The 11,489-nt window shown below is 68.0% G+C and carries 10 protein-coding genes; 5 read left to right on the forward strand and 5 right to left on the reverse strand.

Going from position 1 to position 11,489, the window contains the following annotated elements:
* Window positions 1–6 precede the first annotated feature (6 nt).
* Window positions 7–2,169: a primosomal protein N' gene (locus DJ018_RS05850; protein WP_111513914.1), complete on the forward strand. Its 2,163-nt coding sequence runs from the start codon at window positions 7–9 to the stop codon at window positions 2,167–2,169.
* On the opposite strand, the gene DJ018_RS05855 is transcribed toward DJ018_RS05850, so the two are convergent.
* Window positions 2,166–4,424, reverse strand: coding sequence for a hypothetical protein (locus DJ018_RS05855; RefSeq protein WP_111513915.1), 2,259 nt, complete (start codon window positions 4,422–4,424; stop codon window positions 2,166–2,168). The genes DJ018_RS05850 and DJ018_RS05855 overlap by 4 nt on opposite strands.
* 87 nt (window positions 4,425–4,511) lie before the next feature.
* Window positions 4,512–5,303 carry a TerC family protein gene (locus tag DJ018_RS05860; RefSeq protein WP_111513916.1) on the reverse strand — a complete coding sequence of 264 codons (792 nt, stop codon included), beginning with the start codon at window positions 5,301–5,303 and terminating at the stop codon, window positions 4,512–4,514.
* Window positions 5,304–5,785: 482 nt separating this feature from the next.
* Between DJ018_RS05860 and DJ018_RS05865 the strand changes: the two genes are divergently transcribed.
* From DJ018_RS05865 to DJ018_RS05875, 3 genes are read left to right on the forward strand one after another with little or no spacing between them, the layout of a single operon-like run.
* Window positions 5,786–6,469 carry a CHAP domain-containing protein gene (locus tag DJ018_RS05865; RefSeq protein WP_111513917.1) on the forward strand — a complete coding sequence of 228 codons (684 nt, stop codon included), beginning with the start codon at window positions 5,786–5,788 and terminating at the stop codon, window positions 6,467–6,469.
* Between the two features lie 60 nt (window positions 6,470–6,529).
* Window positions 6,530–7,483 (forward strand): magnesium transporter CorA family protein, encoded by a 954-nt coding sequence (locus tag DJ018_RS05870; RefSeq protein WP_111513918.1) that lies wholly within the window; start codon window positions 6,530–6,532, stop codon window positions 7,481–7,483.
* Between the two features lie 54 nt (window positions 7,484–7,537).
* Window positions 7,538–8,755: a pentapeptide repeat-containing protein gene (locus DJ018_RS05875; RefSeq protein ID WP_111513919.1), complete on the forward strand. Its 1,218-nt coding sequence runs from the start codon at window positions 7,538–7,540 to the stop codon at window positions 8,753–8,755.
* A gap of 4 nt (window positions 8,756–8,759) precedes the next feature.
* Here the strand turns inward: DJ018_RS05875 and DJ018_RS05880 are convergent, their stop codons facing one another.
* The gene (locus DJ018_RS05880) at window positions 8,760–9,194 is read right to left on the reverse strand and encodes a DUF488 domain-containing protein (protein WP_111513920.1); all 435 of its coding nucleotides are present in this window, start codon (window positions 9,192–9,194) and stop codon (window positions 8,760–8,762) included.
* Window positions 9,195–9,235: 41 nt separating this feature from the next.
* Here DJ018_RS05880 and DJ018_RS05885 point away from each other — a divergent pair, with 41 nt between their 5' ends.
* On the forward strand, window positions 9,236–10,108 hold the full coding sequence (locus tag DJ018_RS05885) for an alpha/beta fold hydrolase (protein ID WP_240609460.1): 873 nt from the start codon (window positions 9,236–9,238) through the stop codon (window positions 10,106–10,108).
* Here the strand turns inward: DJ018_RS05885 and DJ018_RS05890 are convergent.
* Window positions 10,105–11,010, reverse strand: a complete 906-nt coding sequence (locus tag DJ018_RS05890; protein ID WP_276309809.1) for a thioesterase family protein — start codon at window positions 11,008–11,010, stop codon at window positions 10,105–10,107. The two genes, DJ018_RS05885 and DJ018_RS05890, sit on opposite strands and share 4 nt — an antisense overlap.
* 54 nt (window positions 11,011–11,064) lie before the next feature.
* The gene (locus DJ018_RS05895) at window positions 11,065–11,394 is read right to left on the reverse strand and encodes a hypothetical protein (RefSeq protein ID WP_111513923.1); all 330 of its coding nucleotides are present in this window, start codon (window positions 11,392–11,394) and stop codon (window positions 11,065–11,067) included.
* Window positions 11,395–11,489 lie beyond the last annotated feature (95 nt).

Consider the following 11,489-nt stretch of genomic DNA (forward strand, 5'->3'; position numbering starts at 1 on the left):
CTCCCGATGACCCGCATAGCGTCCGTCCTTCTGCCCATGCCCCTGCCGGAGGCGTTCGACTACGCCGAGCCGGAGGGTCTTGGCCTGGAAGTCGGTGACCAGGTGGCCGCGCCGCTTGGTCCTCGGCTGATGCGCGGCGTGGTGGTCGGCATCCGTGATGGCGTCGGCGGCAATCGGCCGCTGAAGCCGATCGAGCGCAAGCTGGACGAGCCGCGCCTGCCGCCGGGATCCATCGAGTTCGTCCAATGGGCGGCGCGCTACGCCGTCGACTTTCCAGGCCAGCCTCTCGCCATCGCCCTGCGGGGCGCGCGGGCGCCCAAGCCCAAGCCGGTGAAAGTCGTGCGAACAACGGGCGCTGAGCCTGCGCGGCCCACGTTGGCGCGCAGCAAGGTTCTCCAAGCCGCCGCTGGGGCAGACCTCAGCCCAGCCGACCTCGCCCGCGCGGCCGGGGTCTCATCTGGGGTGGTGAAAGGGCTGATCGACGAAGGCGTGCTGGCCCTGCACGAGATTGAGGCGGTGGCGCGCTTCGATGAGCCGGATCTCAGCCGGCCTGGATCGCGCCTCAGCGACAGCCAGGCGGCGGCCGCCGACGTGCTCAAGGAGATGCTGCAGGCGGGCGGCTTTCAGGTCGCCCTGCTCGACGGGGTGACCGGCTCGGGCAAGACGGAGGTCTACCTGGAAGCCGCCGCCGCAGCCTTGGCCGAAGATCCGACCGCCCAGGTGCTGGTCCTGCTGCCGGAGATCGCTCTCACGCAGGCGGTCATCGGCCGCGTCGCGGCGCGTTTCGGCGTGCAGCCCGGCGAGTGGCACTCCGATGTCGCCCCGCCGGCCCGTCGCCGGGTCTGGGAAGCGGTCGCCGGCGGGCGCTGCCGGATCGTTGTGGGCGCGCGCTCGGCCCTGTTCCTCCCCTTCACCAACCTGCGCCTGATCGTCGTCGACGAAGAGCACGACGGCTCCTTCAAGCAGGAGGAGGGCTTCATCTACCAGGCGCGTGATCTGGCTGTGGTGCGCGGCAAGATCGAAGGTTCGTGCGTGCTTCTGGCTTCCGCGACCCCGTCTCTGGAGACCCTGCGCAACGCCGAGCAAGGCCGCTACCGCTGGCTGCGGCTTTCCAGTCGTCACGGCATCGCCCAGTTGCCGGAGATCCAGCTGGTGGACCTCAGGGCGACGCCGCCTGAGACCGGGCGTTGGCTCTCTCCGCCCCTGGTGCGGGCGATGGCGGAGACCCTTGAGCGGGGCGAGCAGACCCTGCTGTTCCTTAACCGCCGCGGCTATGCGCCCCTGGTGCTCTGCAAGGCGTGCGGTGAGCGCATGACCGCGCCCGACACCGACTCCTGGCTGGTGGAGCACCGCTACTCGGGCCGTCTGGTCTGCCACCTGACCGGCTTCTCCATGCCCAAGCCGGAGCGCTGCCCGCACTGCAGCGCCAAGGACAGCCTGGTCTCCATCGGTCCCGGCGTGGAGCGGGTGGAGGAGGAAGCCCGCGCTCTTTTCCCCGACGCGCGAGTGGCCGTCTTCTCCTCCGACACGGTGTTCGACGCCCGTGAGGCGCGGCGGCTGGTGGAGGCGATGGCCGAGGGACAGATCGACATCCTCGTGGCCACCCAAGCGGCCGCCAAAGGCCACAACTTCCCAAAGCTCACCCTTGTCGGCGTCGTGGACGCCGACCTTGGACTGCGCGGCGGCGACCTGCGTGCGGCCGAGCGGACCTACCAGCTTCTGGCGCAAGCCACCGGCCGGGCGGGGCGTCGGGACCGGCCTGGGCGCGCCCTGCTGCAGACCTACGCGCCCGAACACTCCGTCATGCAGGCGCTGCAGGCGCAGGACCGCGACGCGTTCGTGGCGGCGGAGATGGAGGAGCGCCTGTTCGCCAAGCTGCCCCCGTTCGGCCGGCTGGCGGCGGTGATCGCGTCCGGAGCGGACCCGGGGCAGCTCGACGCTTTCATGCGGCAGATGGCCGAAGCGGCCCCAAACGCGGAAGGGGTGGAGGTCTACGGGCCTGCCGATGCGCCTCTGAGCCTGGTGCGCGGGCGCCGCCGCAAGCGCTTCCTGGTAAGAGCAGACCGCGGGGTCGACCTGTCGGCCTACATGACCACCTGGCGGGCCCGGGTGAAGCCGCCAGCCTCCGTGCGGCTGGCGATCGACATCGATCCCTATAGCTTCCTCTAGGCGAGCAGCGGCAGGTTCATCACCTGCTCTCCGGTCATGGCGTTCAGCTGCGCCGGCGACATGGCGGCCACCTGCGTGGTGCTCAGCGCCCGAACCTGGGTGACCGTCAGAGCTGGGATCTGCGAGGGGGCGAGGGCGGTGATCTGCTCGAGACCCATGGACGCGATCACCGAGGGAGTGAGCCACTTCACCTGCGCGGCGGTCAGGGCGCTGATCTGGCTGTTTGTCAGCCGGCTGAACTCGGTGGCTTGCAGGCTGCCGATCTGGGTCGACGTGAGGCTCGCCACCTGAGTGGTCGTCAGTGCGCCGAAAGCGGTGCTGCTCAGCGAGAAGAGGTTGGTCGTGGACAGGGCGCCCATCTGCGCGCCGGTAAATGCGGTCAGCTGGGTGGAGGTGAACTTCCCGAAGTCGGTGGTGCTGAGGCTGCGCACCTGGGCGGCGTTGAAGCCGCCGATCTGGGTCGCCGACAGCATCGCCACCTGGGTGGCGTTCAGGGCGGGCAGGTTGGTGGCGGAGATCGCGCCGATCTGCGCTGGCGTGAGCGCCGAGATCTGGTCCGTGGTGAGGCCGGCCAGGCCGGTAGCGGATACGCCGCCGACCTGATTGGCCGAAAGGCCGGCGATCTGCGTGGCGGTGAACTCGCCGATGTCTACGGCCTCCAGGGCCGCGAACTGGGTGCGGGACAGCCCCTGCAGCTGAGTGGCGGTGAGGCTGGCCACCTGAGTGGCGGTCAGGCTGGACAGGTTGGTCGCTGACAAGGCCCCCAGCTGGGACGCGGTCAGGACGCCGAGCTTCGCTTCCGCGATTTCCGCGAAATCGCCGGCCAGCAGGCCGCGCACGGTTGTCGCGCTCAGGCCTTGGAGTTGCGTGGTCGTGAGGCCCGCCACCTGAGATGCGTCGAGCGCGCCGAAATTCGTCGCCGAAAGCCCGCCCATCTGTGCGGCGCTGAGCGCCGACAGTTGAGTGACGCTGAAGGAGGCGAGGGCGGTGGGGTTCAGAGCCCCCACCTGCGTCGCAGCGAGGCCGGCGATCTGGCTGGCCGAGAATTCGGCGATCTCTTCCGGACGCAGGCTGCGGGCTTGGAAAGGCGAGATCCCGCGCAGCTGCGTGGTCGTGAACGCGGCGATGTGCGTGGCGTCCAGAGCCTGGAAGTTGGTGAGCGACAGAGCGCCGACTTGGGTAGGCGTGAGGGCGGCGATCTGGTCGCGCGACAGGCGGCCGAACTCGCTCGGGGAAAGCGCGCCTATGGCTTCGGCGCCAAGCGAGCGGATCGCCGTGGCATTCAGAGCCGCCAGTTGCGTGTCGCTGAAGGACGAAATGAGCGTAGCGCTCAGTCCGCCCAACTGGGACGCCGAGAGGCTCGCCACCTGGGTCGAGGAGAGCTTGCCGAAGTGAGCGGCAGGCAGGGCGGCGAACTGGGTTGCGCTGATGGCGCCGAACTGGGTGGGCGTCAGCGCGCCGATGATCTCGCCGGACAGCGACCAGAGGTTGGAGGCGCTGACGGCGCCGATCTGCGTCGTCGACAGGCCGGTGATCTGGGTGGCGCTGAGCTCGGCGAAGTCCGTCGCGCTGAGGCCGGCGATCTGCGACCGGCTCAGGCCGGCGACCTGCGTCTCGGTCAGGGTGGCGACCTGGGCGCCGCTCAGGGACGACAGCGCCGTCGCGTTCAGTCCGGAGATCTGAGTGGAGCCAAGCCCGGCCAGCTGCTCCAGGCTGAGCTGGGCGACATGGGTCGCATTGATGGCCGTCATCTGGCCCGCCGTAAGCGCGCCCAGCTGGGTGGCCGAGAACTCCTGGATGTCGCTAGCCGTCAGCGCACCAATCTGGGTGGTGGACAGGCCTCGCATCTGGGTGACCGTCAGGCCCGCAATTTGGCTGGCGTCCAATTCCGAGAAGCGGGTGGCGGAGAACGCGGCCACTTGCCCGGCGCCGAGAGAGCCCAGACGCGTCGCATCGAAAGCGCTGATCTGTGTGTCCGAAAGGGCGTTCAGCTGGGTCCCGTTCAGCGCCAGCAGCTGGTTGGTGTCGAGACCGAGCGTTTGCGGCAGGTGCGGGATCTGCGTGACCGTCAGCGCCTTGACCTGGTTGGCGGTCAGAGAGCCGATCTGCTGAACGCTCAGCGTCTCGATGGCCGAGACGGTCAGGGCCGCAACCTGGCTCGCACCAAGGCCGCGGATGTGCGTCGTCGTCAGGTTCTGCAGAATGCTGCGGTCGAGCCCTGCGATCTGGGCCGTCGAGAGATAGGAAATGGGCATGACGCCCCCACGCCGCAGCTGATTCGCCTGCCTGCGAAGGCTAGGGCGTCAGCGGCCCCGCTTCAATCGTGAGGGCGTCCAGGCGGCTCAGTGGCCGCCGCCGCCCTTCTTCCGAGCTCCGCGCCGCGCAGCCATGTTCAGGCCCTCCACCAAGGCGGAGAAGGCCATGGCGGCGTAGATGTAGCCCTTGGGCACGTGCACGCCGAACGCATCGGCGATCAGCATCGCGCCGATCATCAGCAGGAAACCGAGGGCCAGCATGACCACGCTGGGGTTGTTGTTGATGAACTCCGCCAGCGGGTTCGCGGCCACCAGCATCAGGCCGACGGCGATCACCACCGCAACCACCATGATCGGCAGGTGCTCGGTCATGCCGACGGCGGTGAGGATGGAGTCGATCGAGAACACCAGGTCGAGCAGGATGATCTGGATGATGGCCGAGCTAAAGCTGACGGGCTTGACCGTTCGTTTGTCGAGCAGGTCGTCACCGCCAACCGGGTCCACCGTGTGATGGATCTCGGTGGTGGCTTTCCAGACCAGGAACAGACCGCCTGCCAGGAGGATCAGGTCGCGCCAGGAGAACGCCAGGTCTACGACAGGGTGGCCTTGTGCGTCCGTGGGAACCGGAAAGGGCAGCGTCAGAACCGGCTGCACAAGGCCGACGATGAAGGCGAGAGTCGATAGAAGAACCAGGCGCATGACCAGGGCCAGGCCGATGCCGATGCGGCGCGCCTTCTTGCGCTGCGCTTCCGGCAGCTTGTTGGAAAGGATCGAGACGAAGACCAGGTTGTCGATGCCGAGCACGACCTCCATCACCACGAGGGTGATCAGCGCCGCCCACGCCGCCGGACTGACCAGCAGCTCTGCAATTTCACCCATCTCTCAGCTCTCCCTGAAGCCTGCTTCGTCCTAACGCACTTGTCGCCCAAAGCTAAGGCGTCGCTGCCGTCCACAGTTTCATCCACAAGCCACGCGCCGCTCGCGTTTTTGTGAACCGCATGCCTGAGCTCTAGCCGCTTTGCCGAAAATGGCCGACGACGTCTTGTTTCAAAACGTTACAGGTGGGTGAGGAGTGATCTGCGCCGGGATCAAGGAAGTAGACGTCAAGAACATCAGGCCGCGAGCTCCAGCTTATTTCGGGCCGTGCTAGCGTCACCGCAACGCGTCGTGACTTTAGTTTGCACGAAGCACGCGGGTATACAGCGAGTTCAACTTCAGGGACGCGAGCATATAGCCAACCGATGTGCGGCGTGGTTCGTGGAGATGACCGGCGACCGGCGGTCGCAGGCGCGTAAACCCTCTTTTCACTCAAGGAGGCGTACGGTTATCCCTTACGACGTTGCGTCGGGGAGTGCTCCAGCATGCTTAAACGGACGAGGATCCTTCTGGGTTCCCTGGCCGCCGCGGCCGTCATGAGCCTCGCGCCCACTGCGGGCGCTTATGCGGACACGTACTGGCAGTGCGTGCCTTTCGCGCGGCTGATCTCCGGGATTCAGATCTTCGGCGACGCCCGCACCTGGTGGCAGCAGGCCATCGGCAAGTACGAGACCGGCATCCAGCCGCAGGCCGGCGCAGTTCTGTGTTTCAAGCCGACCGAGCGGATGCGCCTTGGCCACGTGGCGGTGGTCAGCCAGGTCCTGACCGACCGCATCGTTCAGATCACGCACGCCAACTGGTCGCCGATCGGCGGCTCGCGCGGCAAGATCGAGAAGGACGTCACCCTGGTCGACGTCTCGCCGAACGGCGACTGGAGCCAGGTGAAGGTCTGGTACGACCCGAGCCGTGATCTCGGCGGCTCCACCTACGCGACCTACGGCTTCATCTATCAGGACTCGAAGGCCAAGATGCTGGCCTCCACGAGCTACACCCGCGCCGAGAACACCGCGATCACCATGGCGCAGTCCGCGGCCAACCAGATGGCTGCCGCGGTCCGTCCGGGCGCCGGCGCGCTTTCGATCCTCAGCCAGGTGGCTGACTCCACCGACCGTATCGGCGCTCTGATCTCGGCCGCCACCCGCGGCGGCGACTCGGCCGGCGGCAACTAACAGCCAGCTTGACCGCTTCAGCGGAAGACGTCACGGCAAGGCGTCTTCTGCGGAGTTTCGATGCTCAACATCCTCCGGCGCGACGCCGCCGAATGCGAGCGCCACACGCCGCTCGACGGCTGGACGCCGCCTGAAGGTTCGATCTGGATCGACCTCAAGAACCCCACCCGCGAGGAAGAGCTCGCGGTGGAGCGGGCGCTTGGCCTCGATATCCCAACGCGTGAGGAAATGGCGGCCATCGAGCCGTCCAGCCGGCTCTATCAGGAGAACGGCGCGACCTTCATGACCGCCACCCTGCTGGCCCGCAGCGACGAGGGGCCGACGCCCGCGCCGGTCACCTTCGTGCTCACCAAAAGCGTGCTGGCGACGATCCGCTATGACGATCTGCGGGCGTTCACGGTGTTCGCTGACCGGGCCCCTGCAGCCCACGTGGGCAGCGGGACAGCGGCGCTTATGGGGCTGCTGGACGCCATCGTCGAACGGCTGGCGGACATCATCGAGGACACTGCGGCCCACGTTCAGAACGCCTCGACGACCATTTTCCGGCAGCGGCAAACCAGCGGCGGGTTCCAGCCCCTGCTCACCGAACTGGCCCGCGCGCAGTCGGTGACGTCCACCACGCGCAACACTCTCGTCAGCCTAGGTCGAATGCTGTCCTTCGCGGGCCTTGCCCAGGAGATCGCCGGCGATCCGGAATGCCAGGCGCACCTGCGCACCGTGCAGGCCGACGTGCAGTCGCTCACCGAGCACTCGGCTTACCAAGCGACGCACATCGCCTTCCTGCTGGATGCGGCGCTCGGCCTGATCAACATCGAGCAGAACAGCATCATCAAGTGGTTCTCGGTCTATGCGGTGATCTTCCTGCCGCCGACCCTGCTGGCCTCGATCTGGGGCATGAACTTCCACCACATGCCCGAGCTGGACTGGCGTTTCGGCTATCCCGTGGCCCTGGGCCTGATGGTGATTGCGGCAGTCGTGCCGCTCTGGTGGTTCCGGAAGCGCGGTTGGCTCTAGGCGAAACCGTTCCTTAAGCGCCGAGCCGCAGTGTGGGGTGGAACAAGGCGCGCGATGTCCACCCCACTGCCACAGCACCATACGGCTCCGATGGACGCTCAGGCGATCCGTGAGGCCGTCGACGCGCATCAGCGCTACCTGGCCGGCAGGACGGGCGGCCGGCGCCTGTCCCTCACCTATGCGGATCTCTCCAACTGTTCGTTGGAAGGCGCTGACCTGCGCGAAGCCGATCTGGCGGGCGCGCGGCTGACCGGCGCCATGCTGGCCGGCGCGAACCTGTCGCGCGCCATCCTGTTCGGCGCGGACCTCCGTGAAGCCGACATGCGCCGGGTGAACCTCAAGCGCGCTGATCTGCGCGGCGCCTGCTTGCGGGGCGCCAACCTTGCCTGCGCGGAGATGGCCGGCTGCGACCTGCGGGAGGGGCGCATCGCCCTGCAGGACAAGCTCGACGGTTTCCGCGTGCTGCGGCACGAGCATCGCCCCGGCGAGCTGAACTACGCCATCCTTTCGGGCGCCAACCTGACCGGAGCCCAGATGAGCGGCACGGTCGCGACGGCCAGCGATTTCACCGATGCGGTGCTCGCCGGAGCCATGCTGGCCGGCGCGCGCCTTACCCGGGCGGTGCTGGACGGCGCAGACCTCTCAGGCGCAGATCTCGGGGGGGCGGACCTTACGGGCGCCTCGCTGAAGCGCACGGTCCTAGCCGGCGTGAACCTCGAGCACACGCGCCTGGACGACGCCGACCTGACGGACGTGCTGCGCGGCCCGCCGCCGCTCGTCTATGTGGACGACCGCCCCCTCTCCGAGATCCTGGCGGAGCACGAGCTCTACTGCGACTCCGACGGCCGCAAGGGTGCGGTCATGAACCTGCCGGAGGTCGACTTCCGGCCGCTACGGAACCTGAAGGGACGCAAGCTGACCGCGCTGATCGCGCCGCGCTCCATCTTCTTCGGCATGGACTTGCAAGGCGTGCAGATGCAGGGCGCGGATCTCTCCGGCTGTGATTTCCGAGGCGCCAATCTCAGGGATGCGGACCTTCGCGGCGCGCGGATGAGCGACTGCCAGCTCGCCCGCGCCGACCTGCGGGGCGCCCAGATGGGCCCGCTGCGCATTTCCGAAGGTCGCTTCGTGCGGACCGATTTCACCCGAGCCAACCTGCGCAACGCCGACCTGCGCGGCGCGAACGCCCAGCGCGCGCGCTTCATTGAGGCGGACCTGACGCACATGCGCGTGGCCGGCTGCGACATGACCGCCGCCGAGCTGGAAGTCTGAAGCCCTAAAGGTTCTCGATCTCGCAGCCGATCGCCTCACAGATGCGATCAGCGACGATGGCCCGGTGACAGCCGCAGGCGTCCGCTTCGTAGCAGAGCAGGGCGATCGTCTTCTCCCGCGCCATCTCAGCCGCCTTCGCCAGCTCCAGCTGCGCGCCGGGCTCGGCGAGATGATCTTCGAAGATGGCCCGCATCTCCGCCACATGACCCTTGCGTGCGGCGTCTCGGCCGGGCTTCGGCGTTCCGAGCTGGCGCAGGTGGACGTAGCCGATGCCTGCCTCGTTCAGACTGGCCGCCAGCAGGGTCTTGGAAAAGCCAGCCCGCCGCGACGCGGCCACGGCGCGCACATCCACCACGACCTCCACGCCGGCCTGCTTCAGGCGCTCAATGACCGCAGCCTGGGTTTCGTTCTCGTAGCCGATGGTGGTCAGGCGGCTCATGGCTTCCTCCGTCCCCGCCGCGACGCTAAGGCCGGACAATGATGGATCAGCCTGCAATCGCGCCGCGCACCCGGACCATAGCCCTGCCGAGCCGTGGCGGGGAGATCGCCGCCCTGGAGTTCGGGCCAGGGGACCGCCCGGTCGATGTGGTGTTCAGCCATGCCAACGGCTTCAACGCGGCGACCTACCGCTCGATCCTGGCGCCGCTGAGCTCAGAGCTTCGGATCCTCGCCTATGACCTTAGGGGGCAAGGGCGCACACGCCTGCCGGCGGAAGCTGGTGCGCACCCGGGCTGGACGGTGTTCCGGGACGATTTGTTGGCTGTGCTGGAGGCGGAGACATCCGGGCCGGTCGTGCTGGCCGGCCACTCGATGGGCGCGACCGCAAGCTTGCTGGCCGCCGCGAGCCAGCCGGATCGCGTGCGTGAGTTGCTGCTGTTCGAGCCGGTGATCTTCCCGGGCATTCACCAAGCCCAGCCCGGCGCCGGCGGTGGATCGATGCTCTCGGACGGAGCCCTGCGCCGACGGCGGTGGTTCGCCAGTCGCCAGGAGGCGCTGCAATCCTATCGTGGCCGCGGCGCCTTCCGCACCTGGAGCGAGGAGCAGCTGGCCGACTATGTCGAGGCCGGGTTCGTGGATCAGCCGGACGGCGGCGTGGGCCTGGCTTGCGCGCCGGAATGGGAAGCGGCGAGCTATCGGATGCACCGCTACGATCCGGTTGCGGCGTTCGCAGCCACCGGCTGCCCGGTCTTGGTCTTGCGGGGCGAGCATCACTCGACCGTGCAGATCACCGGCGACGACCTGCCCACAACGGGACGGATCGAACTGCGCACCGTCCCTGGCGCGAGCCACTTCCTCCCCATGGAGCATCCCCAGTTGTTGCGCCGCGAGCTGCGGCGCGCCGCCGGAGATTAGAGCGCCAGCCCTGGCGTGATCCGGCGGTCGACTTCGGCGCGCTGCTCGTCGGTCAGGGTGACGATCTTGCGCGTATCGAGATCGAAGGAGACGGCGATCGCCTCCGCCGAGCCCCACGCCTTGCCGGTGACGGGATCCACCAACCAGTGGACGAACCGGCGAAAGCGGGCGTCTCCTCCAGCGTAGCCCGATCGCAGAGCGACCCGGTCGCCTGATCGCGGCCAGCCGAAGTGCAGCAGTCGGTATTCCAAGGCCGCGCCTCCGATGCGCCGTCCCGGTTCCCCTCCCCGATCTGTGATCAGATGGCCAATTCCATCCGAGATGCGGGCCATGAAAACTTCGGGTCGCATGCGTCCGAATGCATCGCAGTCCACCGACCGTACCGCGCCGAGACCTGTGTGGACGAGGCCGAGCTGGTCGGCGCGCTCAAGGCTCGCCTGGCTGACCACCGGCCCGGTGTCGATGCTGCGGGGGGCAAGCTCGGCAAGCAACTCGACCTTGAGATCCTCGCCGCGCCGTCGCTGGGACGCGGTCCAGGGGAAAGCTGATCCCTGGCGTGCGGTGGCGTGCGTGACCTGTGTCTGGAACACGGCCGCCGCCTCGCCGGACGCATGGCGCAGAATCATCAGCAGGCGGGCGTCCGTATGCCCCATCTCCAGAACCCCGCCCGTCATCGACAGGGCCGCGCCGGGTCTCGCCTCCTTGAGGAAACGAATGTGCTGGTCGCGCACCAGCATTGTCGCCTCGGCGTGCGGCGCAAAGGCGTGCGGCATGCCGATCTCGGCCGCCAGGCCGACCAGCGCCTCCATCGACTTGGCGACGTAGAAGCCGACGTTCAGGTGGCCCATGGCGTCGCATTCCCAGGCTGCGACGCCGCCTCTCCACAACTCGACTTCACTCACGCGCGCGGCTCCCCCGTTGTGGCGGGGGAGCTTAGGCGCCCGACGGTGCGCCGGCTAGCGTGCGCCTTCCACCGGATCGGCGCCCGGCCCGAGCCGACCTTCGTTAGCGGAAGGAGGAACGCTGGCGTCGGGCGGCGCTTGTTCACCTTCCGGGGTCGACGCATCGGCCGAAGCATCGAAGCTGCGGCTCTCGCCAGTCACCTGTTCCGTACGGCCGGTTGCTTCCACCGCATCATCCTGCCGGACAGAAGGGTAGCGTTCTACGCCGCCGTTATCGGAGCCGGCGTTGAGCGCCTGGGCCCCGTTGGCCTGGCGGCCGTCCGTCTGGACCTTGTCGGTGTCGGCCGTTTGGCCGGTGGTGCCTTCTTCGCGTTCGTCCGCCATGGGTGCGCCTCCTTGCTTGGGTACGGCAGGAAAAGCGCTGGGCGGAAGCCAGCGTTCCGCATCCGCCGCGCCCTCGCCGTCGTAACTTGCCTGTG

This window comes from Phenylobacterium deserti, from assembly GCF_003254705.1.
Lineage (GTDB): Bacteria > Pseudomonadota > Alphaproteobacteria > Caulobacterales > Caulobacteraceae > Phenylobacterium > Phenylobacterium deserti.

Bases quoted from the DNA above. Each gene is read 5' to 3' on its own strand.
- DJ018_RS05850 (WP_111513914.1), top strand. From the start codon at position 7: ATGACCCGCATAGCGTCCGTCCTTCTGCCCATGCCCCTGCCGGAGGCG.
- DJ018_RS05855 (WP_111513915.1), bottom strand. From the start codon at position 4,424: ATGCCCATTTCCTATCTCTCGACGGCCCAGATCGCAGGGCTCGACCGC.
- DJ018_RS05860 (WP_111513916.1), bottom strand. From the start codon at position 5,303: ATGGGTGAAATTGCAGAGCTGCTGGTCAGTCCGGCGGCGTGGGCGGCG.
- DJ018_RS05865 (WP_111513917.1), top strand. From the start codon at position 5,786: ATGCTTAAACGGACGAGGATCCTTCTGGGTTCCCTGGCCGCCGCGGCC.
- DJ018_RS05870 (WP_111513918.1), top strand. From the start codon at position 6,530: ATGCTCAACATCCTCCGGCGCGACGCCGCCGAATGCGAGCGCCACACG.
- DJ018_RS05875 (WP_111513919.1), top strand. From the start codon at position 7,538: ATGTCCACCCCACTGCCACAGCACCATACGGCTCCGATGGACGCTCAG.
- DJ018_RS05880 (WP_111513920.1), bottom strand. From the start codon at position 9,194: ATGAGCCGCCTGACCACCATCGGCTACGAGAACGAAACCCAGGCTGCG.
- DJ018_RS05885 (WP_240609460.1), top strand. From the start codon at position 9,236: ATGGATCAGCCTGCAATCGCGCCGCGCACCCGGACCATAGCCCTGCCG.
- DJ018_RS05895 (WP_111513923.1), bottom strand. From the start codon at position 11,394: ATGGCGGACGAACGCGAAGAAGGCACCACCGGCCAAACGGCCGACACC.